This is a genomic window from Stappia sp. WLB 29 (genome assembly GCF_023507705.1).
Lineage (GTDB): Bacteria > Pseudomonadota > Alphaproteobacteria > Rhizobiales > Stappiaceae > Stappia.
Window position 1 is genome coordinate 382,366 of record NZ_JALBGD010000003.1, and the last position, 24,703, is coordinate 407,068.

The window sequence follows — 24,703 nt, forward strand, 5'->3', positions numbered from 1 at the left end:
CCTCTCTTTGGCCCTGCTGCGGGATTTCCCGCGGCAGGGCCGAGGCGTCTTGCCCATCAACGCTTTCTCAAGAGGAGAGCCCTATCCTTGCGCCCCTGACCATGACCGGCAGGGCCGGACAGCATGGCCTGAGGGGCGCCGCGCGGCCGCCGCTCCTTCGTTTTTCCTCGCCCCGCGCCGCGCGGGACGCTATGAGATCCCCATGACCTTTCGGCTTCGTATCGGCTGTGTCGCCCTTGTCGGGCTGCTTGCCGCCGCCTGCATGCCGGAGCGCAACGTCGTTCCGCCCTATTACAAGGACCTTGCCCGGGTCGACGCCTCCGTCGATGCGGCCGCGGCGCAGCAGATGATCACCAGCTATCGCCAGTCCAACGGCGCAGGCTCGCTCTCCATCGATCCGGCCTTGATGCAGGTGGCCCAGAAGCAGGCCCTCGCCATGGCCCGCGCCCAGGACATCCAGGCCTCGCTTCAGCGCGGCAACAGCCTGGCGGTGCGCCTTGCCGCCGCCGGCGAGGAAAAGACCTACGCGGTGGAGAATGTCAGCGCCGGCTACCGCACCATCGCCGAAGCGTTTTCCGGCTGGCGCGATTCGCCCAAGCACAATGCGGTGATGCTCGACGGCAAGGCGACCCGCATGGGCATCGCCACCGCCTATGCGCCCGGGTCCCGGCACAAGGTGTACTGGTCGCTGGTGCTCGCCGGGCCGGCCGGGCAGCCTTGAGGCGGCTTGAACGATGCTGGAGCGCGCCGACACCTACGAGGCTCTCGTTTCCGGATTCCGCTGGCGGATCCCGGCGCGTTACAACATCGCCGACGCCGCCTGCGGCGCCTTCGCCGCCCGTGAGCCGGAGCGCGAGGCCCTGCTGCATCTTCGCGAGGACGGCAGCATCGAGCGCTGGACCTATGGCCGGCTCGAGGAGGCCTCCTCGCGGCTTGCCAACGCGCTGAGGGCGCAGGGCATCGCTCGCGGCGACCGGGTGGCCCTGCTGCTGCCGCAGTCGCCGCAGACGCTGCTCAGCCATCTTGCCGTTTACAAGCTGGGCGCCGTCGCGGTGCCGCTCGCCAATCTCTTCGGCGTCGATGCGCTGCGCTACCGGCTCGCCGACAGCGGCGCGGCAGCGGTGATCACGGATGCGGCCGGACTTGCCAAGATGGCGGAGATCCGCGACGAACTCGGCATGCTGCGTCTGGTCGTCTCCACCGATGGCGCAGCGCCGGGCGCGCTGTGTTTCGAGACGCTGGCGGCGCAAGGGGCGGCCTCCTTCGAGAGCGTTGCGACCGGGCCGGACGATCCGGCGATGATGATCTACACCTCCGGCACCACGGGTCAGCCCAAGGGCGCGCTGCACGGCCACCGGGTGCTCGCCGGCCATCTGCCGGGCATCCAGATGGCGCACGAGTTCCTGCCGCAGCCGGGTGACCTGTTCTGGACCCCAGCCGACTGGGCCTGGGCGGGCGGGCTGCTCAACGCGCTGCTGCCGGCCTTGACGCTCGGCGTGCCGGTCGTTTCCTACCGCTTCGAGAAGTTCGATCCCGAGCGTGCCTTCGCGCTGCTCGAGCGATTTGCCGTGCGCAATGCCTTCATCCCGCCGACGGCGCTGAAGATGATGCGCGCGGTGGCCGATCCGCGGGCGCGCTTCGATCTGGCGCTGCGCACCGTCGGTTCGGCCGGCGAGGCGCTGGGCCGGGAGACCTACGACTGGGCGCGCGAGGATCTCGGGCTCACGGTCAACGAGTTCTATGGCCAGACCGAGTGCAACGCGATCCTGGCATCCTGCGCTGCCCTCGGCGTCAGCCGTTCGGGCGCCATCGGCAAGCCGGTGCCGGGACACGAGGTGGCGGTGATCGGCGCGGACGGCGGTGTTCTCGGTGCGGGGCAGCAGGGGCAGATCGCCGTACGCCGGCCCGACCCCGTGATGTTCCTGCGCTATTGGGAACAGGATGCGGCGACGGTCGGAAAATTCATCGGCGACTGGATGACCACCGGCGACCAGGGCGTGGTCGACGAGGACGGCTATGTCCATTTCGTCGGGCGCGACGACGACATCATCACCTCGGCCGGCTATCGCATCGGCCCGGGCGAGATCGAGGATTGCCTGTTGTCGCATCCGGCGGTGGCGCTGGCCGCCGCCGTCGGCAAGCCGGATCCGCTGCGCACGGAGATCGTCAAGGCGTTCATTGTGCCGGCAAGTGGCGTTGCGCCCGATGCGGCGCTGGAGGAGGAAATCCGCGACCATGTGCGCACGCGGCTTTCGGCGCACGAATATCCGCGGGAAATTGCCTTCGTCGAGGAACTGCCGATGACGACCACGGGCAAGGTCATCCGCCGGCTGTTGCGCGAGGACGCTGTGCGCAGCACCTTGGAGACCGACGAGTAGGCTCCGCCTGACGAGCAAGCCTCGGTGCTCTTGGTGCCTGCGCTCAGTTGCGCCCCTTGCGCAGGCGCGCGAGCAGCACCCTGGCCAGCTTGCGCAGCCTGCGGTCGGCGGCGATGTCGAGCCGGGCAAGCGCGCCGCGAACGGCGCCGGCCGCGCCTTTCGAGACGACCAGGGTGGCAAAGGGCACCGAACCGCGCCACAGCGGCGCGATCATCGGGTGGTCGGGAACAGCGAGCGAATCGGCATCGGAAAAGCCGGCCTCGTTGAGATTGCGGCGCATCGCCTGGCGGGCTACCTGCGCGCCCGGCGAGAAGCGCGCCAGCTGTTCGTCATAGGCGATCTTCCAGGAAAACACCCGGTCGCGATCCCGTACCGTCACCAGCATTGCGGCGGGGGTATCGCTCTCGCCCAGGGTGTCGATGCGCACCCGTCCCCTTGCGGCCAGCGAGGAGATGAAGGCACGGGCAAAGGCGGCGCGCTCCGGGTTGCTCGCCAGTGCGGTGCCGCGCCGGCCCTTCCAGCCCGCAGCCTCCAGCGCCAGAAATTGCTCGAAGGCGGCCTTCACCTCTTCTGCATCGGACACGCTGCCGAACTCGGCCGAGGCGTTCGTTTCTTCCAGCCGGCGCAACTGGCGGTCCAGCTCCTTGCGGCGGCGGGTGCCGATCAGGCGGAACTGCTCCTCGCCGGTCGGTCCCGCGGCATGGCCGGCGCGCACGGCCCTGGCGGTGCGGGTGACCTGCCAGCCGGCGTCGTGGGCGAGATCATCGAAGAGTTCGCTGACCGGCCCGTCGGTGCGCAGATAGGGGATAAGGAAGGTCCGGGTGCCGAATTCCTCTGCCGCCTTGTCCAGCAGCAGCGACAGGACGGCGCTGTCGGCGGAGGGCGCCAGCAGCGGGGTCCCGAGCGGACCGTAGTCGCCGGCGCAGGCGGCAACGACCGGCACGGCAAGGCCGGCGCGGCGGCGCAGGAACGGAACAAGGGCGAGGAAGCTGCCGTCGCCTGCATCGCGCACGGCAAGGATAGGCACGTCGGCGGACTGCATATGTGCGAGGTAGGGCAGCAGGAAGTCGGGACCGAAGAAGGGGTTCGGCTCCAGCGCCGTCTCGGCGAGCGCGCGCCAGTGCGGCAGATGGGCCTCGGCCTCGCCGGCACGGAAGACGAGGGCGTTCATCGCTCTGTCCTGTCGCTGGGGCGTTCGGGCATCCCGGACCGGCTGGCGAGGGTCCTTGCGGCGACGGGAACCGGCCTCATGCGGGCGGGTTGCCGGCTCGCCGGAGCGCCCCGCCCCGGCTGCGCCGTCCGTCCTGATGTCTTCGGCGATTGCCATGCCGGCCCCCTCGACCGCCGGCCTGCCGATCCCGATCCCAGTCGGGGGCAACCGTCGGTTTCAGGCAGGGAAGATGCCACAGCATGCGGGCAATTGAACGTGTTTCGTTGATACTTGGTTAACCTTTGCGGGGCGCCGGCCGGCATCGGGGCCAGGGTCACGGCGCGGCCTGCGGTGCGCGCGGGGCGAGGATGAACGGGTCCACGCCAAGATGCCGGCGGGCTTGGTGGCGCAGGGCGCAGGCCTCGAAGATCATCGCGCCGGCGGTGGCGATGGCCGCGCCGTTGATGCCGAGCAGCGGGATCAGCGTCATGTTGAGCGCAAGGTTGAGGGCGAAGGCGAGGGCGTAGATCCGGGCGCAGCGCCCCTGCTGGTCGGCCATGGTCAGCAGGGCGTCGGCCGGGCCGACGCAGGCGCGGGCGAGCACGCCGGCCAGCAGGATCAGCATCGCGGGATAGCCGCTGGTGAAGCCGGGGCCGAACAGCGACAGCAGCAGCGGACCCACCGGCACCAGCAGCGCGCACATGGCCAGCGTCGGCCAGAAGGTCCAGCGGGCGGTGTCGGCGACGAAGGCACCCAGCTCCTCGCGCGCGCCCGCGTGATAGAGGCGGGAATAACGGTGGGCGGTGGCGGAGCGCACCGCGAAATAGACGAAGTGCGCGAGGGCCGGCGTCTTGGACGCGGCGAAGTAGATCGCGACCTGATGCGGATCCTCCCACAGACTGACCATCACCACGTCGGCGCTGGTGATAAGCTGGAAGAAGCCTTCCACCAGCAGGATCGGCAGGGAGATCCGCAGCCAGTCACGAAAGGTCCAATCGCTGCGCAGCGGGCGGCTCGCCGGCGCGCGCGGCAGGGAGCGGGAGAGGACCAGCATCTGCACCAGCGCAACGCCCCAGGTGGCGAGGATGGTGACGATGCAGGCGTTGGTCGCGGTGGCCGGAATGCCGGCCCAGATGGCGGCGGCCATGCCGGCGAGGATCGCCAGCGGGCGCCAGATGAAGGTCGGCAACATGGCCAGAAGCGGCCAGTCGTGGGCGCGGGCGATGCCGTCCTGGATGCTGCCGATGGTGAAGAGGGGCAGGCAGACGGCGCCGAGCGCGAGGGGGAGGACATAGTGTGAGGCGATGAGGTCGCCGGCGAGCCACACGGCAAGGATGCCGACAAGGGCGATGGTGGTGGCGGCAAGGCCGCCGGCAAGCCGGCTGCCGACGAGCAGGGCGCGCAGCCGTCCGTGCCGGCCCTGGGCCCGGTATTCGGGGATAAGCCGCAGCACCGAGGACGAGAAGCCGAGCGGAGCGAAGATGCCCAGCACCACGACGAGCGTCCACACCACGACGTAGATGCCGTATTCGTGGCCGCCCATCAGCCGGGCGAGGATAACCTGCATGACATAGGCGAGAACGGCGCCGAGAACGCGGATCGCGAACACGGTGAGCGCCATGCGCTGGGCGCGCGAGGCGTCAGGCTCGCCGTTGAGGACAAGCTCGCAGCGGGCAAGCAAGGGCTGCACGCGCGCGAAAAGGGCGGCGGGCAGGATCCTTTCGGCCCATGTCACTGGCGACAGGCGCAACGCCGGGAGCTCCTTCTCGGGTCAACCGGGAGAAACTAGCCGCAGTGGCTTAATTTTCCGTGCGGTCTGCGTGCAGGAGCAAGGGTATGGACGCAAGCGGAACCCGAGCGCGACAGGCGCCGGATCACAATCGGGTGATCGGAACCAGAGCCGTGCGCCGCTGGGGCCGTCGTCGCGGTGAACCGCTGCCTGCCGGTCAGCTCCGGGCGGGAGACAGGCTGCGCGAGGCGGCGATGGCGATGAAGGCGAGCGCCAGCGGCACGAAGGACAACCACAGGACCGTGGTCCAGCCATAGGCGGTGAGCAGGCCGCCGGAGAGCAGCGAGCCGAAGGCCATGGTGCCGAAGACGACGAAGTCGTTCAGCGACTGGACACGGGTCTTCTCTTCCGGCCGGTGGCACTCCAGCACCATGGCGGAGGCGCCGATGAAGCCGAAGTTCCAGCCGATGCCGAGGAGGACAAGCGTCACCCAGAACTGGGTTACCTCGATGCCGGTCAGGCCGACGACGGCGGAGGCGCCGATCAGCCCGAGGCCGGTGACGACGATGGTGGTGGCGCCGTAGCGGGCGATCAGGCTGCCGGTGAAGAAGCTCGGCGCATACATGGCGATGACGTGCCACTGCAGGCCGAGATTGGCGGATTCCTGCGACAGACCGCACAGCTGCATGGCGAGCGGGGCGGCGGTCATCAGGAAGTTCATCAGGAGATAGGAGACGACGCCGCAGGCCACCGCCACGATGAAGCGCGGCTGGCGGGCGATCAGGCCGAGCGGGCGGCCGCCGGCGCGTTCCGCGGCGGTCGGCTTCGGCAGGCGGATGCCGGCGAGGATAAAGGCGGACAGCGCCGCCACGCCCGCCTGCGCCAGGAAGGTGGCGGCGAACATGTAGGGCATCCACAGATACATCGTGTAGGTGACCAGCTGCGGCCCGATGACGCCGGCAAAGACGCCGCCGGCCATCACCAGCGACAGGGCGCGGGGCCGCTTGTCGGCCGGCACGCAGTCGGCGGCGGCGAAGCGGAAGGAGAGGACAACCGCCGCATAGGCGCCGCCGAAGAAGGTCGCCGCGCAGAACAGCCAGAACGAGCCGACGACGACGGCAAGTGCTGCCAGCAGACCGACCAGGACACCGCAGACCGTGCCGGCGAGGAAGGCGGCGCGCCGGCCGTAGCGCTGGGCGATGGCGCCGGAGGGCAGGGTGCAGGCGGCCATGCCGACGACGAAGATGGTGATCGGCAGCGTTGCCAGCGCCGGGGTCGGCGCCAGCGTGTGCCCGACGATCGCGCCGGTGGCGAAGACCACGACGGAGTTCGCGCCGGCCAGCGCCTGAACGACGGCGAGGCGGACGACATTGCCGCGCGCGTACTGGTAGAGGGACGAGAGCTCGGAGGAAGCGGGCTGGGCCGCCGCAGCGTCGGACATTGGGGCTTGAACCTGACTGGTGGGCAAAATCCGGCACGGGGGACGACGCGCCAAGCATTGACCATCGCATAGCAGATCGGGAATATGAGCAGAAATGATGATATTTCACACATTCATGAAAGGGTTGCATGAATGCTCGACCGGCAGCATCTCGTCTTCGTCCGTGAGGTCGTGCGGGCGGGCAGCGTCACCGCCGCGGCGGAGAGGATGAACCTCAGCCAGTCGGCGATCAGCCATGCGGTCGCCAAGCTGGAAAACCGTTACGGCGTAAAGGTCTGGCACCGCAAGGGCCGCAGCCTGCAGCTGACCCAGGCGGGGGAATATCTGCTGCGGCTGGCCGACCGGCTGGTGCCCGAGCTCGACCATGCGGAGCAGGTTCTGGCCGACATCGCGCAGGGCCGGCGCGGGGCGATGCGCATCGGCATGGAGTGCCATCCTTGCGAAAAGTGGCTGATGCGGGCGACGGGGCCGTTCCTGGCGGCATGGCCGGACGTCGACATCGAGATCCGCACGGCCTTCCGCTTCGACGGCGTCGCGGCGCTGGCGGCGCACGAGATCGACGTGCTGGTGACGCCCGACCCGGTCAACGTGCCGGACCTGGAGTTCGAGCCGGTCTTCGACTACGAGCTGAAGCTGGCGGTGCGGGCAGATCACCGGCTCGCCCGGCGTGCCTTCATTGAGCCGGCAGACCTGCTGGGCGAGGACCTCCTGACCGTGCCGGTTGCGGCCGAACGCCTTGATCTGTTTACCCGTTTTCTCATTCCGGCCGGCTATCGTCCGCGCCGGCGGGTGACGGTGGAAAGCGTCGAGCTGACCCTGCAGATGGTGATGGCCGGGCGGGGAGTGACGGTACTGCCGGACTGGCTGCTGGTCGAGAGCGCGGCGGGGCTGGACCTCGCCCGCATCGGAATCGGACAGGGCGGGCTCGGCAAAAGCATCAATATCGGGGTGCGGCGGGCGGAGCTGGCGACCGACTACCTGCAGGGCTTTCTGGAGATCGCCCGCCGGGTCGGCCCGGCCGAGGCGGCCTTGTCCCCGTCTGCGGCCGAAACGGCGGTGCGGGGATAAATGGTGATCCCGACAGGATTCGAACCTGTGACCCTCAGATTAGGAATCTGATGCTCTATCCTGCTGAGCTACGGGACCATGCTGCGTGTGCGGCGGGGACAGCTGAGCCATCCTGCCGGGCTTGATAGCAAACTGGCGTGAAAAATCAATTTCCTTTGGCGCACCGGCTTTTCGCAAGGGGCGGGGACAGGGCAGAGCCTCTCCCTGCGCCGGGACGTATCGAAGCCGTCTCGAATTTTGCGCAGGATTTTGCGAAATTCCGTCTCAATCTCGCGAAATTTCGAGTTTCCGCTCTCAATCCGGCCGGTCTCGGCTGCCGGCCGGTCTCAGGGTCCGCCGGTCGCTCGGCGAGTGGCCGAACCTCTCCTTGTAGTCGCGCGAGAAGCGGCCGAGATGGGAGAAGCCGCAGGAGAAGGCCGCCTCGGTCACGCTGGGGGCATCCCGGTGGGCGAGGAGCTGGTAATGCGCGGTGTCGAGGCGGGCATTGCGCAGCACCTGCATCGGGGACAAGCCGAAGACCCGCTGGAAGCCCTTTTGGAGAGTGCGGACATTGATGCCGGCGGCGCGGGCGATGTCGGCCAGGGTGATCGGCTCGGCGAGATTGGCGTGGATGTAGTCGAGCGCCAGGCGGATCGCCCGCGGCCGCGCCTGATGGTCGGCGCGCTCGATGATGTGGGTGATGTTGCTGCGCTGGAGCATCAGGAGCGCGTGGGCGAGGTCGTGCTCGGCGCGCAGGTCGCCGCCGCCGAGCGGTCGCTGGAACAGGCGGCCGCCCTCCACCGCCTCGACGCAGGCGGTGACCATGCGGTGCAGCTGCCGGCCCTGCGGCGAGGTGAGATCGACCTTCATGTCGAAGCGGACGGGACCGGGCAGCGGCGCGCCGACGAGATCGCGGGCGACGGTCTCCAGATGGGTGCGGTCGATCTGCACCAGGACCTTGCTGCAGCCCTCGCCCCAGTCGAGCCGCGCGGTCCGGTCCGGGTTGAGGATCGCGCCGGCCAGGGGCGTTGCCGTCATCTCCTCGCCGCGGTGCTGGATGCGGGTGCGGCCCGACAGCGGAAGGTGGAAGAGATAGAAGGAGCCGAGCAGGCCCGGATCGACGCTGACTTCCGCACCGTAGGAAAGATAGTTGACCGACAGGTTCAGCCCGCGCACCGCGTTGTGGCGCACGGACAGGCTGGCGCGGCGGTTGCCGATCTCCAGCCGGTGGTCGCAGAATTTCTGGCCGACCCGGTGGCGGGCCTCGTCGAGGTCGCTGGTGCGCAGCACCGGATGGCTCGCGAAGTACTCCCTCGGCGGCAGTGTCCGTTCGGCGGTCATGGCGTTCCCCGGGCTCGTTCAAGCCTCTTGGCCTGAGATGAACGCAAGTTCCTTGTGATATTTCAAGTCTAAAATATTTCGCCGCAACACGCGTTCGTTTTCTGGATAAGGGATTTTGCGGTTCCGGTGCAGGCTCGGGCGAACAAAACCGCAAAAACCCTATCCAGACGGAGCCTGCACAATGGAACCTGGCGTGACAAAGGCCGATGCCGGCCTCAACGGACATTCCTGGAACGTGGTGGGGCACACCTATGTGCCGAAGCTGAAGAGCGAGGACGCCTTCATCTGGCATGCGACGATCCCGGACGGGACCTTCGTGCCGCCGCATATCCACCCGACCCAGGACGAGTGGATCTACCTGATCGAGGGCAACCTGGAGGTCGAGTTCGGTGCGGACGTGGTGCGGGCCGGGCCGGGCGACACGGTGCGCATGCCGATGGGCATCGCCCACGGCATCTTCAACCGCTCGGGCAAGACCGCGCGCTGCGTCTTCGGCGTGTCGCCGGCACGCAAGCTCTACGAGCTGTTCACCGTGCTGGACGGGGTGACCGATCCGGCCGAGCTGGTGCGCCTGTCGGCCCTGCACGAGGTCGACTTCCTGCCGCCGCCGGAGGGTGCCTGACCAGCAACATGTCGGGCACGGGAGCGGGCGGCGTGCTGCGTCGTCTGTTCGCCCGGCTGATGAGCGGCTCCGCGGGGGACGGTTCGCCTGAGGCCGAGCCGCCGCGCCCGCCGCAGTCTTCACCCGAGAGCCAAGACGCGAGACCGATGCCCCTGCTGCCCCCCGCCCGAGACTGGGACGACGCCTTCGCCAACATGGCGCATGTGGCGAATTCGCACGAGCTGCCCGGCTTCTGGTCCGCGCGTGCGGCCGAGTACCGCGCCGCCATGCAGGCGGCCGGCCACCGGCTCGACCTCGACATCGCTTATGGCGCGCATCCGCGCGAGACCTACGACATCGTCTGGCCGCAAGGCACGCCGCGCGGCCTCGCCGTCTTCGTGCATGGCGGCTACTGGATGCGCCTCGACAAGTCCTACTGGACCGACTTCGCCGAAGGGGCGCGGGCGCGCGGCTGGGCCGTGTGCCTGCCGAGCTACACGCTGACCCCCGAGGCGCGCATCTCGCAGATCACCGGCCAGATCGCCCGGGCGATCGCCCATGCGGCGGCGCGGGTCGACGGGCCGATCCGCCTGTCGGGCCACTCGGCCGGCGGGCATCTGGTGACGCGGATGGTCTGCGCCGACAGCCTGCTGGAGGCGGGCGTGCGCAACCGCATCGAGCACACGCTGTCGATCAGCGGCCTGCACGACCTGCGCCCGCTGCTGCACACGGGCATGAACGACACGCTGCATCTCGACCTTGCCGAGGCGCGGGCCGAAAGCGCCGCGCTCGCCGAGCCGGGGCTGGCCGCTCCCCTGACCTGCTGGGTGGGCGGCGGCGAGCGGCCCGAATTCATCCGCCAGGCGAAGCTGCTCGCCGACATCTGGGGCGGGCTGGACGTGCCGGCGCGCGCCCATGTCGACGGCGAGCACAATCATTTCACGGTGCTGGAGGCCCTGAAGGACCCGGCATCGCCGATCACCGACGCCTTCGTCGGCTCCCCGGCGGGAGCGGCTGGCGCGCGCAAGACAGAACGGAGAAAGACCGCGATGGAGCCCGGTATCGTCAAGTCCCGCGAGAGCCTGGACCAGATCCGCTGGAACATCCTGGGCCAGACCTATGTGCCCAAGCAGATGACCGAGGAGTGTTTCTCCTGGCACGCCTCGCTGCCGCCCGGCACTTTCGTGCCACCGCATATCCACCCGGACCAGGACGAGTTCCTCTATATCCTGGAAGGGCGCTTCACCTTCCTGCTGGACGGCAAGGAGGCGATCGGCGAGCCGGGCGACCTGGTCAAGCTGCCGCGCGGCATCCCGCACGGGATCTTCAACAAGTCGGACAGCACCATCAAGACGCTGTTCTGGGTGACGCCGACGCTGCAGCTCTACGACCTGTTCTGGGCGCTGCACAACATGGGGCCGGGCGCGGATCCGGCCGAGATCGTCGCGGTGTCGGCCGCCCATGCCATCGACTTCCTGCCGCCGGAAGACAGCGGGGCGGGACAATGACCGTCCTCATCGCGGGCGCAGGCATCGGCGGGCTGACCACCGCGTTGATGCTGCACGAGCGCGGCATCAAGGTGCAGGTGGTGGAACAGGCGCCGCAGGTGCGCGAGGTCGGCGTCGGCATCAACACGCTGCCGCATTCGATCAAGGAACTGGCGGGTCTGGGGCTGCTGGACCGGCTGGACGAGGTGGGACTGAGGACCCGCGAGCTGCGCTACCTGACCCGCCAGGGCCAGGAAGTGTGGCGCGAGCTGCGAGGCCAGCATGCGGGCCACGCGTTCCCGCAATTCTCGATCCATCGCGGCCGGCTGCAGAAGGTGCTCTACGACGCGGCCGTGGAGCGGATGGGCAAGGACGCGGTGCTGACCGGGCTGCGGCTGTCCGGCTTCGTGCAGGACGAGGCCGGCGTCACGGCGCATTTCACCGATGCGGCGGAGGGCGTCGCCTCGCGCACGCTGCGCGGCGAGGTGCTGATCTGCGCCGACGGCATCCACAGCATGGGGCGCAAGCGCTTCTACCCCGACGAGGGTCCGCCGAGCTGGGCCGGCGTCGTGATGTGGCGCGGGGCGGCCGAATGGCCGGTGTGGGAGGACGGCGAGACGATGGCGATCGCCGGCGGTCTCGGCGCCAAGCTGGTGCTCTACCCGATCGCCCCGGCGAAGGACGGCCGGCAGCTGATGAACTGGGTGGTCAATGTGCGCGTTGCCGACGGCTCGGTGTCGCCGCCGCCGCCCGAGAGCTGGTCGCGCCAGGCGCCGCTGTCGCGGGTGCTGCCCTATGCAAGGCGCTTCACGGTGCCCGGTTTCGACGTGGAGGCCCTGGTGCGCGCCAGCGGCACGATCTTCGAATATCCGATGGCGGACCGCGACCCGCTGCCGCGCTGGACCCATGGCCGGGTGACGCTGCTCGGCGATGCGGCGCACCCGATGTATCCGGTCGGCTCCAACGGGGCGGCGCAGGCGATCCTCGATGCCAGGTGCCTGGCCGACCACATGGCGGCGGCCGAGCACCCGCGCGAGGCGCTCTACCGCTACGAGGAAGAGCGGCTGCCGAAGACGGCGGAGGTGGTGCGCACCAACCGACGCGGCGGGCCGGAGCGGGTGATCGACGAGGTGGAGCGGCTGAGCCCGCGCCGCTTCGACCATATCGACGATGTGCTGTCTTACGAGGACCGCAAGGCGATCGTCGAAGGCTATGCCAAGATGGCGGGCTTTGCCGCGCGCAAGGCCGGCTGAGGCACGAGACAAGACAAGAAGACCGGCGGACGGGAGGCCGGCAGGACGATACGGCAGGACGATACGGCAGGCAGGGGCGCTGCGCGCCTTGATGCCGCCAGAGGCAAATCGACCCCGACAAAGGGGCGAAAAGAGGGGAATGATCATGACTTGCACGTGGACGCGTAAACTGACCGGCCTTGCCGCGGGCGTCGCGCTGGGCGCCTTGATGAGCTCGGCGGCATGGGCCGAGGACATCAAGATCGGCATGGTGGTGACGCTGTCGGGCCCGCCCGCAGCGCTCGGCCAGCAGATCGTCGACGGTTTCCAGCTGGCGCTGGAGCAGAACGGCGGGCAGCTCGGCGGCCAGCCGGTCAGCCTGATCGTCGAGGACGACGAACTGAAGCCGGACGTGGCGCTGCTCAAGGCACGCTCGCTCATCGAGCGCGAGCAGGTCGACTTCGTCGTCGGCACCGTGTTCTCGAACATGCTGCAGGCGATCTTCAAGCCGGTGGTGGAGGCCGAGACCTTCCTGATCAGCCCGAATGCCGGCCCCTCGACCTTCGCCGGGCGCAACTGCAACCCGTATTTCTTCGTCACCTCCTACCAGAACAACCAGCCGGCCGAAGTCAGCGGCATGATCGCGACGGAGGAGGGGTTCCAGAACGTCTTCGCCATGGTGCCGAACTACCAGGCCGGCAAGGACAATGTCGAAGGCTTCAAGCAGACCTTCTCGGGGACGCTGGCGGACGAGGTCTATACCCCGCTCGGCCATCAGGACTTCTCGGCCGAGATCGCCCGCATCTCCACCTCGGGCGCCGACGCGCTGTTCGCCTTCATGCCGGGCGGGATGGGCGTGCGGCTGGTCAAGCAGTTCGACGCGGCGGGCCTGTCCGACAAGATGAAGTTCCTGTCGGTCTTCACCACGGACGAATCGACGCTGCCGGGCCAGCAGGACGCAGCGGTCGGCTTCCTGTCCGCCGGGTCCTGGGCGCCGGATCTCGACAACGAGACCAACAAGGCCTTCGTCGCGGCTTTCGAGGAGAAATACGGCTATGTGCCGGGCTCCTACGCCGCCCAGTCCTATGACGCGGCGCTCTTGATCGCCAGCGCGCTGGAGAAGACCGGCGGCAACACGGACGACAAGGAGGCCATGCGCACGGCGCTGGAGGCGGCCGAATTCGCCTCGGTGCGCGGCAAGTTCTCCTTCAACACCAACCACTATCCGATCCAGGACTTCCACATGCTGACGGTGGTGAAGCGGGACGACGGCAAATACGCCACGTCCTTCGTGCGCAAGGTCGTCTCGGACTACAAGGACAGCCTGGCCCAGGACTGCAAGATGTAAGGAGCTTCCGCCGGCCCTTCCGGCGGGGATGGCGACTGGCGCGCGCGGGCTGGCAGTCATCCGAATCTGAAGTTCGTCACCTTTCGCGGCATGCTCCGTACGAACTTCAGATTCGATAAGATGACTGGCAAGCATGTGTTTCCAGTGTGGTTTTCGAATTTGACATACGCTCTGTGGGTGCTGCCTGACTGAGGCGTATGTCAAATTCACCACACTGGGGTTCGCGCGCGTTTTTTTTGGGAGGGAGGGGCTGAGGGAACCGTGCCGGCCAAACTCAGTCCAAGACGACCGGACAGCGGACGAGGAGCCAGTCCCTCGACAGGCGTCGCTGATCGAGGGCGCGCTTCAACCGGTCGCTGATGAAGAAGTCATCTACAATGAGTTTGTCCCACCACAGATCGGGGCCTTCGAGCGCCGCCCCGGAGAAAACAGCCAGGGGCTTGTCGCGACGTGCCCTTGGCACTCGCCAGCGACCCAGCGCAACTTGATCCAGGTTCGCGCTCTTCTCCGGCAGGAGGGCGTCCTTCTTGTTGCCCTGGCTGAGATAGAAGAACTCGCCCGGCATGGGCGTCTTGCCGTCCGGATGCCACAGGCGCACGGGATAGAGCGCGCCCTTGCCCATGTCGAAGCTCCGCACCACCTCGGCGCTTTCGCCCGCCAGGAAAATGAAGCCGTTGGAAAAGATCTGCGGCACGCGTTGTTTGTGCGCCGACGGATGGCTGTTCGGGAGCGGATAATTGTCTGTCGGAAACCGGTCCTGCGGCAGGAACCAGCCGATCTTGGTCTGTCCCATCGCTTCCAGGATCGGCTCCGGCGTTCTTCCGCCATTCTCGAATTCTTCGCGCGGTACCCAACCACGCGAGTTCAATATGCCGTGGCCTTGCACCAACCAGATGCACGGCTCATGTGGGGGTCCGCCGTCCGCGCCCAATAGGTCTCTCCCCTTACCGTTGTCCGCAAGATTTCCCGTCTTCATATACGAGAGGTCGTCGGTGCAACCAGCCGGAATTTTCCTGCATGTGCGCGCATCTTCCGGTGGCAAACTGCTTAGCCGGCTTGCGATGGCGGGCGGGCCGGGGCTAGGATGGGCCATCGACCGAGTGGCAACTAGGGATCCGGGCGCTTCGCCGCAGGACCGAGCGTTGCAGAAACCGGGGGAGTTCCCCGGCTGCACCCAAGGGACAAAAGCTCAGGGGAGGAGACGTCGAGATCAACCGCGCATCGCGCAAGGGGGGGTCTCAATGACGCTTGCCTCTCTGTGTCTCGTCGTTCTCGCATCCTTCATCCATGCCACCTGGAATCTCCTGGCGAAACGGGCGGCCCATGCCGGCGCGGCCTTCGTCCTCGCCTATAACGTCGTCGCCTGCATCGCCTATGCGCCCTGGGTGATCTACCTGCTGGCCAAGGGCGGCATCGCCTGGACGGCGATGGGCGCCGCCTTCATCGTGCTGAGCAGCCTGATCCATCTCGCCTATAGCCTGTGCCTGCAGCGCGGCTACCAGGTGGCCGACCTTTCGGTCGTCTATCCGGTAGCGCGCGGGACGGGGCCGATGCTCTCCAGCCTCGGGGCCTTCGTGCTGCTGGGCGAGGTGCCGACCGGCACCGGCGTCGTCGGTCTGCTGCTGGTGGTCGCCGGCATCCTGCTGATCTCGACGCAAGGAAAGATCGCCGCCTTCACCCGCCCCGGCGGGCAGGCGGGCCTGCGCTGGGGGACGGCGACCGGCGGGTTCATAGCCGGCTACACGGTGGTCGACGCGGTGGCGGTGAAGTCGCTCGGCATCGCGCCGGTGGTGCTGGAATGGGTGTCGAACCTGTTGCGGTTCTTCATGCTGCTGCCGGTGGTGATGGCGCGCCCGCGCCAGGCGATGGCGGCGATGTGCGGCCACTGGTGGACGGCGGTCGGGGTCGGGCTGCTGGCCCCGGCGTCCTATATCCTGGTGCTCGCCGCCCTGAGCGACGGCGCGCCGCTCAGCCCCGTCGCGCCCTTGCGGGAGATGTCGATGATGGTCGGCGCCCTGATGGGCATGGTGATCCTGCGCGAAAGCGTCGGCCCGTTTCGGCTCGCCGGCTGCGCGGTGCTGATCGCCGGCGTCGTCCTGCTCTCGGCTTCGTGAGGGCGGGCGCTAGCCTTGCGTGGCGAGCTGGAGGCGCGTCGGACCGGACCGCGGGCGCTGCTCCTTCGACGCCTTCTTGTCCTCGTAGAGCCGCGCGTCGGCGAGGGAGAACAGCCGGTCGCCGCTGGCCGGTTCCTCGCCGGACCCCGCAAGACCGATGGCGGCGGATATCGGCACGGTGCCCTCGCCGAGCGGCAAGGGAGACGAGGCCACCTTGCGGCGGATCGCCCGGGCGAGCGTCTCGGCCTCGGCAAGGGACGTGCCGGGGAGCAGCAGGGCAAACTCGTCGCCGCCGAGCCGTGCGACCAGATCGCCGGGCCTTGCGCAGGAGAGCAGAACTTGCGCGAAATGCGCCAGCGCCCGGTCGCCGGCTAGATGGCCGAAGCGGTCGTTGAGGGGCTTGAAGTCGTTGAGATCGATCAGGATCAGGCTCCAGGGACGGATCTCCGCCTGCTGCTGCAGCAGATCCGCGCGGGCCGCGAAGGCGCGGCGGTTGGCAAGGCCCGTCAGGGCATCGGTCTCCGAAAGACCCTTCAGTTGCCGGTGGAGACTGTCGACGGCCATCAGCGCGAAGCCGAGGTTCCAGACGATGCCGCTGAACACCGTGCAGAGCAGGGCGTAAGAGGCGAGCGCGTAATAGACCTCGTAGTCCAGCATGCCGGCGAGCACCGCCCCGTTCGAGCCGACGACGAGGAGCTGGCCGGCAAGCGCCACGGCGAAGGCGGTGGCGGCGATCACCGCGCCGATGCCGGAGATCCGGTTGCGCAGCAGCTGGACGAGGCAGGCCAGCATCACGGCGGACTGGCCCGAGGCGTAGACGATGGCGCGGCCGCGGCCGCTGTCGTGCAGGGCGATCATCACGGCGGCGGCGGCGAGGGTGAACGCGACGGCCACGGCCCATCCGCCCTGCCGATGCTCGAACCGCCGCAATCCGATCCAGAATTGCGAGAACCCGAGGATGACGATCGTGTTGCCGAGGACGGCGGGCACCAGCGCGCCGGCATTGCCCTGCGTCGCCAGCACGAGGCCGCCCACCAAGGACAACAGTGTCCCCGCGAGCCAGTATTGGGCGGCAGTGTGCGGGCGGTATATCCAGGCGAACCCGGCCCAGACCGCGGTCACGGCCAGCGAGTTGAGGAAGATCAGGATATAAAGGGTCTGAAAGTCGAGATGCGGCATCGGTCTCATCCTGTCGCCTCCCAGTAGGAGAGGGCGGATGAACATCGGCTGAACCGGATCGCTACAATTTTAGGGATCGGCGCTGGAGACGCGAGTGGGCGCGGGCGAACCTGAAGCCGCAGGCACCGGCTGCGGTGGGCGCTTTCGGCCAGTGATTTCAACGCAAGGGGGAAATTGGTGGAGCCGAGGGGAATCGAACCCCTGACCTCTGCAGTGCGATTGCAGCGCTCTCCCATCTGAGCTACGGCCCCGCTCTTTGAGCGTGAGCGGCATTTAGGAGAGGGCGGGTGCCCCTGTCAAGCATTTCCCCGGTGCGCGGGGACAGCCTGTAGACAAGCCGTGCGCGCGGCCCGGGACGCGGGTCTTTGGAGCCTTGCGGCGGGCGCGCGCGGCGGCTACATGAGGGGAAATCGCCCGTTTGTCCAAGCCCTCGACGGTCCAATCCGGAGACCCGCCGCCCATGCGTGCCATCCTCGACGTGATCTTCCTCATTCTCAATCTCTATACGTGGGTGATCATCGCCAGCGCGATCTTCTCCTGGCTCTATGCCTTCAACGTGATCAACTCGCGCAACCAGTTCGTCGCGATGATCGGGCAGGTGCTCTACAACCTGACCGAACCGCTGTTGCGGCCGATCCGCCGCTACGTGCCGGCGATGGGCGGGCTCGACCTGTCGCCGATCGTGCTGCTGCTCGGCATCTTCCTGCTGCAGCGGGTGCTGGCCTATTACGTCTATCCCAACGTCTTCTGACGCTTGGGCCGGCCCGGCCGCGATGACCGGCGACGCCGAGACCGCCTGGAGTACGACGCGGGACGGGGTGCGCCTTGCGGTGCGGGCAACGCCGCGCGCCGCCCGCGACGGCATCGACGGGGTGACGCGGCTGTCCGACGGGCGGGCCGTGCTCTGCGTGCGGGTGCGGGCGGTCGCCGACAAGGGCGCGGCCAACAAGGCGGTCGCCGACGTGCTGGCCGCGGAACTCGGCCTTGCGAAGCGCGACGTGCGGCTGACCGCGGGCGCGACGGCGCGGCTCAAGACGTTTCTCCTTGCCGCCCGCGATGACGCGGATGCGCAAGCGATTGCCGCTCGCCTTGCCGACATCGCCGGCGGCGGGCAGTTAAGGTAGTCGGACTTTGCCCAACTCTGCCCAACTCTGCCCAACTTTGACGGTGTTTCCGGAGGTTCCATGACTGCAAAGCTGATCGACGGCAAGGCGCGGGCGGCGCGCCTGCGCGCCGACGTGCGCGAGGCGGTGTCCGCGCTGAAGGCCGATCACGGCGCGATGCCCGGCCTTGCGGTGGTGCTGGTCGGCGAGGATCCGGCGAGCCAGGTCTATGTCGCCAACAAGGTGCGCCAGACCGAGGAATGCGGCATGCGCTCGATCGAGCACCGGCTGCCGGCGGAGACGCCCGAGGCGGAGCTGCTCGACCTGGTGGCGCGGCTCAATGCGGACCCGGAGGTCGACGGCATCCTGGTGCAGATGCCGCTGCCGGCGCAGATCGACACGGACAAGGTGGTGCTGGCCATCGACCCGGCCAAGGACGTCGACGGGCTGCACCCGACCAATGCCGGGCGGATCGTGCTCGGCCGGCCGGGCCTGGTGCCCTGCACGCCGAAGGGCTGCGTGATGCTGGCTCGCGAGGCGCATGGCGGCGACCTCTCCGGCCTCGACGCGGTGGTGCTCGGCCGCTCGATCCTGGTGGGCAAGCCGGTGGCCTTGCTGCTGCAGAACGCCAATTGCACGGTGACCATGGCGCATTCGCGCACGCGCGGCATCGCCGAGCTGTGCCGGCGGGCCGATATCCTGGTGGCGGCCGTCGGCCGGCCGCAGATGGTGCGCGGCGACTGGGTGAAGCCCGGGGCGACGGTGATCGATGTCGGCATCAACCGGGTGCCGGCGCCCGAGCGCGGCGAGGGCAAGACGCGCCTCGTCGGCGACGTCGCCTTCGAGGAGGCGGTGAAGGTCGCCGGGGCGATCACGCCGGTGCCGGGCGGCGTCGGGCCGATGACCATCGCCTGCCTGCTGGCGAACACGGTGCAGGCGGCCTGCGCCCGCCGGGGCCTGCCGGCGCCGGCGCTGTAAGGTCAGCGTGGATCTGAGGGCGCTGCCGGTAGGCCGTCGGCTCCTTGGTCCCGGATCGCGACTGCCGAGGGTGCCAATGGGTCGCGGCGCCGTCGCCCCATCCTCGGCCGTCACCCCGGCCGCAGGCGAAGCCGGAGAGCCGGGTCCTATTCATTTCCAGAGCTCCTGCTGGTTCCCTCTCCGAAAACGAAAAAGCGCGCCGGAGGGCGCGCTTCTCGTTTGTGCGAAGGGCTTGTGGCGCCGATCAGGCGCGGTTGGCGTGTTCGCCCGTCGGAGCCGGGACCAGGACGGCGAGCATCAGCCGGTAGGGCAGGAGCAGGGCGGCGGCGACCAGCAGCTTCACCGCGAAATCGCCGGCGGCCCAGGACAGCCAGCGCGGCAGCTCCAGGGCGAAGACGCCGAGGAAGGGCGCGGCGGAGGTCGCGAACTCGTCGCCATAGCCGAGCAGCGGGGTCGCCGCGAGCGAGAAGGCGAGGCCGAAGAACAGCACCGTGTCGAGGATCGAGGCCAGCGTCGAGGAGACGGCCGGGGCGAGCCACCAGGTGAAGCGGCGCAGCCGGTCGAAGACGGCGATGTCGAGCAGATGGGCCATCAGGAAGGCCGAGCCGGAGGCGACCGCGATGCGCGGCGTCGCAAGCCACACCGACAGCAGCACGGCGAGGGCAAAACCGACCAGCACGACCTTGCGCGCGGCCCGCGGGCCGAAGCGGCGGTTGGTGAGATCGGTGACGAGGAAGGCGGCCGGATAGGTGAAGGCGCCCCAGGTCAGCAGGTCGGCAAGGTTCAGCCCGCCGAGAGTCGCTTCCAGCGGATACTGGACCAGGATGTTGGAGGCGACGACGACGACCGCCATGGCAAGGACCGCCGGGACGGCCTGCGCGAGGGTGAAGGGTGCCGGGGCGAAGCGGGTCTGCGTCATGTCGTTCGTTCCTGACCTTCGGCCGTGCGTCGGCCGGATACGGTGCGGCCCGGCCGACGCCGGAAGGGCGACCGGGAAACGCGAAAAGAGGCGCCATGGCGCCTCCTGCAAGCTCGATCGTCGAGGATCGCATCAGGTCCGGCGGGCCGAGCCTGCCGGACGCGCCAGCGTATCAGGCCGCGGCGGCCGAAGCGGCCAGGCGACGCTTGATCTCGGTGCGCAGGATGCGGGCCTTCGGCGACAGGTCGCTCTCGGCAGCCTTCAGAAGGAAGGCGTCGAGGCCGCCGCGATGCTCGACCGAGCGCAGGGCATGCGCGGAGATGCGCAGCTTGTAGGTCTCGCCCAGCGCGTCGGAAATCAGCGACACGTTGCACAGGTTCGGCAGGAACCGGCGGCGCGACTTGTTGTTGGCGTGGCTGACGTTGTTACCGGTCATCACGTCCTTGCCGGTGAGTTCGCAACGGCGTGCCATGGGACACCTTTTTCTTTCTTCTCGGAGCGAGCCCCGATCGTTTCAAGACGGGGCGGATGCCCCTGCTGGAGATTGCCGGGGCGTTCGCGGACCCGCACGGCCCGGCGCCCATTGTCCGGCAATGGTCGAAAAGTCGGCCTGCTATACGGGGCGAGCGACGCGCCGTCAAGGCGTCTTGCACGCGAAATCGCGCGAAAGCGGCGGGCCGTCCGCGCGCCGGCGCCCGAGGATGCAAGTCCCGATACCGCAAGAGTGGCGCGGGCGCAACGCGGCGTGCCCATCGTCCGATGAGGCCTCGGCGGCATTTGCAGTCCGTTAACCATGCGGTTACCGTGTTTCGCGAGAATGCCAGCACGAACGGTTCGCCGTCCCGCAGGGTTTCAGTCGCCAAGCCGGCCTCTTGCGGAGAGAAGCTTTACGTCCCCCCGGGCGTCCCTTTTCGGTCTTGTCGGGCCGGTTCTTTCGGGTCCATCGGGCCCGCCGTGTCCTTAAAGCTCAAGGGCGCGCGTGCATCGGCGACGGCCGCCGAAGCGGGTGCGCAGGCAGGGCCGGAAGTCGAGTGTGTTGTCCGGCCGGCCGCGGCCGTGCGGAGTGTGAGGTTCCGATGTCCAGGCTCTTCCTTTCGTCTGCAAGGTCACAGGCCCGCCGCCTGCTTCCCGCAGGGCTGGCCGCCGCCGCGATGCTGGCCGCCCCGCTGGCAGCCGGCCCGGCCAGCGCGGAGACCGCGCGGCTCGGCGGCGTCTACGATATCTCCGTCTCCGGCTTCAAGATCGCCCGCGGCTCGCTGTCGCTGGTGCTGCAGGCCAACGCCTATTCGGCCAAGGTCGGCATGGAGCCGGCCGGCATCGGCACGCTGTTTTCCGCCGGCAAGGGCGGGGCGGAGGCCTCCGGCTGGGTGTCGGGGAAGAAGGTGGTGCCGTCGAGCTACAAGATGGCCTCGCGCGCGGCCGACCGCGACTTCTTCGTCGACCTGGCGCAGGGCTCGGGCAAGGTGCGCTCGATGCGCGTGACGCCGAAGTTCAAGCCCAATCCGGAGCGGATCGAGGTCACCAAAAAGCACACGCGCAACGTCGTCGACCCGCTCAGCGCCATCCTGATGCCGGTGAAGGCGGCCAAGGGCCAGCCGGACGCCGCGGTCTGCGACCGCCGCATCCCGGTGTTCGACGGCTGGACGCGCTTCGACATCCAGCTCGGCTTCAAGGAAATCCGCGAGGTCTCGGGCAAGGGCTACGACGGCAAGGTGGTGGTGTGCTCGGCGCGCTGGATCCCGGTCGCCGGCCATCGCCCCTCCACCAAGTCGGTGAAGTACATGGCCGAAAACCGCCGCATGGAAGCGTGGCTGGCACCGCTCGGCTCCGGCCGCGTCTTCGTGCCCTACCGCATCGAGATGGGCACCAACAGCGGCACGCTGGTGGTGGAGCCGCGCCAGCTCGACTTCAAGCCCGGCCAGGACCAGGCCGCCCGCTGAGACGAAAAACAGCTGCGGGCCGCCCCCCGATTTCGCAAGCGCCGGCGCGGATCGCTCCCGCCGGCGCTTGCATTTTCGCCTCGCGCACGCCATGTCGACGCGGCGGGCAACTTGACAGCGGCAGCCTCCCTCGCCAGTGTCGCGCCGCAAACGACCCGGCGGCGGCATGAGGCCGCGCCGCAGACTTTCTGGACCGGTACACCGATGCACAGCTTCCTCGAGTTCGAAAAACCCGTCGCCGACCTGCAGGGCAAGGTCCATGAGTTGCGGTCGGTCGCGGGTTCGGGCGAGGCGGTCGAGGTGTCGGGCGAGATCGAGCGGCTGGAAAAGAAGGCCGAGCAGACGCTGCGCGACCTCTATTCGCGGCTGACGCCCTGGCAGAAGACGCTGGTGGCGCGCCATCCGGACCGCCCGCACGCGGCGGACTACATCACCGGGCTGATCGAGGACTTCACGCCGCTGGCCGGCGACCGCAGCTATGCCGAGGACGCGGCGATCATCGCCGGCATCGGCCGGTTCCGCGGCCGCTCGGTGGCGATCCTGGGCCAGGAGAAGGGCGCCGACACCCAGTCTCGGCTCAAGCACAATTTCGGCATGGCGCGGCCCGAGGGCTACCGCAAGGCGGTGCGCATCATGCAGATGGCCGAGCGGTTCTCGCTGCCGGTCGTCTCCTTCGTCGACACCGCCGGCGCCTATCCGGGCATCGGCGCCGAGGAGCGCGGCCAGGCCGAGGCGATCGCCCGCTCGACCGACGCCTGCCTGGCGTTGGGGACGGCGAACATCGCCGTCATCATCGGCGAGGGCGGCTCGGGCGGGGCCATCGCCATCGCCACGGCCAACCATGTCGCCATGCTGGAACACGCGATCTACAGCGTGATCTCGCCGGAGGCCGGCGCCTCGATCCTGTGGCGCGACAGCGCCAGGGCGCAGGACGCGGCCACCAACATGAAGATCACCGCGCAGGACCTGATCCAGCTCAAGGTGATCGACGAGATCGTCGAGGAGCCGCTGGGCGGCGCGCACCGGGCCAAGGCCATCGTCATCGACCGCGCGGGCGGGGCCATCGACAAGGCGCTGGCCCGGTTCGACGGCATGAGCGGCGCCGAGATCCGCGCCCATCGCCGCGACAAGTTCCTGGCCATCGGCCGGTCGCTGTAAGCTCCGCCAGGGGCTTCGATCACGATCTGCCGCCAAAACGCCAGAATCTTGCGTCAGCAAGGCGCGAGAATTGCGAAATCCGTCCGCAGGGCGTGCGCCGGAACAGTTGCGTTTCCGGCCGCCGCTGAGGGCAGGACCGCTGGCGGGGTAACTCCCTAGTGACTGGAAGCGCGGGCCGCGCCGCCCGATAGTGGCGGCACGGCAGGCACGCGTGATGTCGCCGGGACGTGATTTCGAGCGCAGTTTCGAATATGGTTTCGGGCAGAATTTCGGGCAGACAGGCATGATGGTGCAGGGGATCGCGCGGCTTCGCACAAACACCCGCAGGACGCTTGTGGCGCTGGCGCTTGCCGGCGCGCTCGCCGGTTGCCAGGCCGACGAGATGATTACCACCGGGCCGAAGCACCTGCGCGAGATCAGCGCCAGCATCCGGCAGAAGATGCCGGGTCTCGACATGTCGACGACCAGTCCGATCATGCTGCGCATCTTCAAGGAAGAATCCACCCTTGAAGTGTGGAAGCAGACGCGCTCGGGGCGCTACGCGCTGCTGGAGACCTTCGAGATCTGCAAGTGGTCCGGCGAACTGGGTCCGAAGATCAAGGAAGGCGACCGCCAGGCGCCGGAAGGCTTCTACGAGATCACGCCGGCCCTGATGAACCCGAATTCCAGCTATCACCTGGCATTCAACCTCGGCTATCCCAACCAGTTCGACCGCTCGCACAACCGCACCGGCACGCATCTGATGGTGCATGGCGCGTGCTCCTCGCGCGGGTGTTACGCGATGACCGACCAGCAGGTGCAGGACATCTACGGCCTGGCGCGCGAGAGCTTCAAGGGCGGCCAGCGTTCGTTCCAGGTGCAGGCTTTCCCCTTCCGCATGACCGCGGAGAACATGGCCAAGCACCGCAAGTCCGAACACTACGAGTTCTGGCGGATGCTGAAGAGCGGCTACGACCATTTCGAGGTCACCAAGCAGCCGCCTAAGATCGACGTCTGCGAGAAGCGTTATGTCTTCGACGCAGTGCCGCTGGTGGAGGGCGTGCCCTTCCGCGCCACCGCCAAATGCCCGGAATACGACATTCCCGACGCCATCGAGGTCGCAGTCGCGCAGAAGCAGCGCAAGGACGACCAGAAGATCATCGAGATCGCCGCGGCAGAGGAACGGGCCGAGCGCCGGCGTGCGCAGATCGCCGCGCTCTTCGGCAACAGCGACGCGGACAAGGCCGACGAGACGCCAGAGACGTCGGGCGAGACGACCCCGGCGGCGGGTGCGAGCCAGCCCGTCGCGGTCGCCGCGACCACGGCGGCGCCTGCCGCTGCAACGGCCCCGGCAGCTGCAGCCACGGCGGCGGCAGACACGGCGACGACCGAGGCCGCCACCGAGGCCGCCACGCAGCAGACGGCCTTCGCTGCGACCGAGAAGAAGACGTCCGGCGGGTTCTTCAGCCGGCTGTTCTCAGGGGGCGGCTCGCAGGAGGCGGACGCTGCCGAAGGCACGCCGGATCCGGATGCGCCGGTGCCACCCGCCAAGCCCTGATCATTGGGGTCGGCGCAGGCC

22 protein-coding genes, 2 tRNA genes and 1 pseudogene are annotated in these 24,703 nt (G+C 68.5%); 15 read left to right on the forward strand and 10 right to left on the reverse strand.

The genetic code is table 11. From position 1 onward, the window contains the following. Window positions 1-202: 202 nt before the first annotated feature. Window positions 203-721 (forward strand): CAP domain-containing protein, encoded by a 519-nt coding sequence (locus MNI96_RS08120; RefSeq protein WP_249691973.1) that lies wholly within the window; start codon window positions 203-205, stop codon window positions 719-721. A gap of 13 nt (window positions 722-734) precedes the next feature. Continuing rightward, on the forward strand, window positions 735-2,378 hold the full coding sequence (locus tag MNI96_RS08125) for an acyl-CoA synthetase (protein ID WP_249691974.1): 1,644 nt from the start codon (window positions 735-737) through the stop codon (window positions 2,376-2,378). A 43-nt stretch (window positions 2,379-2,421) separates the two neighbouring features. Here the strand turns inward: MNI96_RS08125 and MNI96_RS08130 are convergent, their stop codons facing one another. The 3 genes from MNI96_RS08130 to MNI96_RS08140 all read right to left on the reverse strand — a co-directional run bounded on the left by MNI96_RS08130 (window position 2,422) and on the right by MNI96_RS08140 (window position 6,698). Continuing rightward, window positions 2,422-3,549 (reverse strand): GNAT family N-acetyltransferase, encoded by a 1,128-nt coding sequence (locus MNI96_RS08130; RefSeq protein WP_249691976.1) that lies wholly within the window; start codon window positions 3,547-3,549, stop codon window positions 2,422-2,424. 313 nt (window positions 3,550-3,862) lie between these two features. Continuing rightward, a complete protein-coding gene (locus MNI96_RS08135) occupies window positions 3,863-5,278 on the reverse strand; it encodes a lipopolysaccharide biosynthesis protein (RefSeq protein WP_249691977.1) in 1,416 nt (471 codons plus the stop codon). Between the two features lie 196 nt (window positions 5,279-5,474). Further along, on the reverse strand, window positions 5,475-6,698 hold the full coding sequence (locus MNI96_RS08140) for an MFS transporter (protein WP_249691979.1): 1,224 nt from the start codon (window positions 6,696-6,698) through the stop codon (window positions 5,475-5,477). Between the two features lie 132 nt (window positions 6,699-6,830). Here MNI96_RS08140 and MNI96_RS08145 point away from each other — a divergent pair, with 132 nt between their 5' ends. Then, a complete protein-coding gene (locus tag MNI96_RS08145) occupies window positions 6,831-7,766 on the forward strand; it encodes a LysR family transcriptional regulator (RefSeq protein ID WP_249691981.1) in 936 nt (311 codons plus the stop codon). 1 nt (window position 7,767) lies between these two features. Here MNI96_RS08145 and MNI96_RS08150 read toward each other — a convergent pair. Together MNI96_RS08150 and MNI96_RS08155 are read right to left on the reverse strand one after the other, a co-directional pair. After that, window positions 7,768-7,844, reverse strand: a tRNA-Arg gene (locus tag MNI96_RS08150). Between the two features lie 216 nt (window positions 7,845-8,060). Continuing rightward, window positions 8,061-9,086 (reverse strand): AraC family transcriptional regulator, encoded by a 1,026-nt coding sequence (locus MNI96_RS08155; protein ID WP_249691983.1) that lies wholly within the window; start codon window positions 9,084-9,086, stop codon window positions 8,061-8,063. Between the two features lie 181 nt (window positions 9,087-9,267). Here MNI96_RS08155 and MNI96_RS08160 point away from each other — a divergent pair, with 181 nt between their 5' ends. From MNI96_RS08160 to MNI96_RS08180, 5 genes and pseudogenes are all read left to right on the forward strand, one after another. Next, window positions 9,268-9,708 carry a cupin domain-containing protein gene (locus MNI96_RS08160; RefSeq protein WP_249691986.1) on the forward strand — a complete coding sequence of 147 codons (441 nt, stop codon included), beginning with the start codon at window positions 9,268-9,270 and terminating at the stop codon, window positions 9,706-9,708. A 146-nt stretch (window positions 9,709-9,854) separates the two neighbouring features. Then, window positions 9,855-10,685 (forward strand): annotated as a pseudogene (locus tag MNI96_RS08165) (hormone-sensitive lipase); the annotation flags it as partial. A 51-nt stretch (window positions 10,686-10,736) separates the two neighbouring features. Next, the gene (locus tag MNI96_RS08170; protein WP_249692229.1) at window positions 10,737-11,195 is read left to right on the forward strand and encodes a cupin domain-containing protein; all 459 of its coding nucleotides are present in this window, start codon (window positions 10,737-10,739) and stop codon (window positions 11,193-11,195) included. Beyond that, window positions 11,192-12,427, forward strand: coding sequence for a flavin-dependent oxidoreductase (locus MNI96_RS08175; RefSeq protein WP_249691988.1), 1,236 nt, complete (start codon window positions 11,192-11,194; stop codon window positions 12,425-12,427). The genes MNI96_RS08170 and MNI96_RS08175 overlap by 4 nt, the downstream gene beginning before the upstream one ends. Window positions 12,428-12,572: 145 nt before the next feature. Beyond that, window positions 12,573-13,754: an ABC transporter substrate-binding protein gene (locus MNI96_RS08180; RefSeq protein WP_249691990.1), complete on the forward strand. Its 1,182-nt coding sequence runs from the start codon at window positions 12,573-12,575 to the stop codon at window positions 13,752-13,754. Between the two features lie 274 nt (window positions 13,755-14,028). Here MNI96_RS08180 and MNI96_RS08185 read toward each other — a convergent pair whose 3' ends face one another. Next, complete coding sequence (locus tag MNI96_RS08185; RefSeq protein WP_249691992.1) at window positions 14,029-14,547, reverse strand: hypothetical protein; 519 nt, start codon at window positions 14,545-14,547, stop codon at window positions 14,029-14,031. A 448-nt stretch (window positions 14,548-14,995) separates the two neighbouring features. On the opposite strand from MNI96_RS08185, the gene MNI96_RS08190 reads away from it, so the two are divergent. Continuing rightward, entirely contained in the window at window positions 14,996-15,868 is an 873-nt protein-coding gene (locus MNI96_RS08190; protein WP_249691993.1) for a DMT family transporter, read from the forward strand. A gap of 9 nt (window positions 15,869-15,877) precedes the next feature. On the opposite strand, the gene MNI96_RS08195 is transcribed toward MNI96_RS08190, so the two are convergent. Together MNI96_RS08195 and MNI96_RS08200 are read right to left on the reverse strand one after the other, a co-directional pair. Then, a complete protein-coding gene (locus MNI96_RS08195) occupies window positions 15,878-17,056 on the reverse strand; it encodes a GGDEF domain-containing protein (RefSeq protein ID WP_249691996.1) in 1,179 nt (392 codons plus the stop codon). A 166-nt stretch (window positions 17,057-17,222) separates the two neighbouring features. Next, window positions 17,223-17,298, reverse strand: a tRNA-Ala gene (locus MNI96_RS08200). Between the two features lie 209 nt (window positions 17,299-17,507). On the opposite strand from MNI96_RS08200, the gene MNI96_RS08205 reads away from it, so the two are divergent. The 3 genes from MNI96_RS08205 to folD are packed head-to-tail and all read left to right on the forward strand — an operon-like array spanning window position 17,508 to window position 19,128. Next, the gene (locus tag MNI96_RS08205) at window positions 17,508-17,798 is read left to right on the forward strand and encodes a YggT family protein (protein WP_186394277.1); all 291 of its coding nucleotides are present in this window, start codon (window positions 17,508-17,510) and stop codon (window positions 17,796-17,798) included. 22 nt (window positions 17,799-17,820) lie between these two features. Further along, window positions 17,821-18,171: a DUF167 family protein gene (locus MNI96_RS08210; RefSeq protein WP_249691998.1), complete on the forward strand. Its 351-nt coding sequence runs from the start codon at window positions 17,821-17,823 to the stop codon at window positions 18,169-18,171. 60 nt (window positions 18,172-18,231) lie between these two features. Then, window positions 18,232-19,128, forward strand: a complete 897-nt coding sequence (gene folD / locus MNI96_RS08215) for a bifunctional methylenetetrahydrofolate dehydrogenase/methenyltetrahydrofolate cyclohydrolase FolD (RefSeq protein WP_249692001.1) — start codon at window positions 18,232-18,234, stop codon at window positions 19,126-19,128. 244 nt (window positions 19,129-19,372) lie between these two features. Here the strand turns inward: folD and MNI96_RS08220 are convergent, their stop codons facing one another. Then, window positions 19,373-20,047 carry a VUT family protein gene (locus MNI96_RS08220; protein WP_249692002.1) on the reverse strand — a complete coding sequence of 225 codons (675 nt, stop codon included), beginning with the start codon at window positions 20,045-20,047 and terminating at the stop codon, window positions 19,373-19,375. A 172-nt stretch (window positions 20,048-20,219) separates the two neighbouring features. After that, window positions 20,220-20,519 (reverse strand): 50S ribosomal protein L28, encoded by a 300-nt coding sequence (rpmB, locus tag MNI96_RS08225; RefSeq protein ID WP_067340754.1) that lies wholly within the window; start codon window positions 20,517-20,519, stop codon window positions 20,220-20,222. Window positions 20,520-21,123: 604 nt separating this feature from the next. On the opposite strand from rpmB, the gene MNI96_RS08230 reads away from it, so the two are divergent. The 3 genes from MNI96_RS08230 to MNI96_RS08240 all read left to right on the forward strand — a co-directional run bounded on the left by MNI96_RS08230 (window position 21,124) and on the right by MNI96_RS08240 (window position 24,682). Beyond that, window positions 21,124-21,987 carry a DUF3108 domain-containing protein gene (locus MNI96_RS08230; RefSeq protein ID WP_249692004.1) on the forward strand — a complete coding sequence of 288 codons (864 nt, stop codon included), beginning with the start codon at window positions 21,124-21,126 and terminating at the stop codon, window positions 21,985-21,987. A gap of 204 nt (window positions 21,988-22,191) precedes the next feature. Further along, window positions 22,192-23,145: an acetyl-CoA carboxylase carboxyltransferase subunit alpha gene (locus MNI96_RS08235; protein WP_249692006.1), complete on the forward strand. Its 954-nt coding sequence runs from the start codon at window positions 22,192-22,194 to the stop codon at window positions 23,143-23,145. A gap of 214 nt (window positions 23,146-23,359) precedes the next feature. After that, entirely contained in the window at window positions 23,360-24,682 is a 1,323-nt protein-coding gene (locus tag MNI96_RS08240; protein ID WP_249692009.1) for a L,D-transpeptidase family protein, read from the forward strand. Window positions 24,683-24,703: the final 21 nt, after the last annotated feature.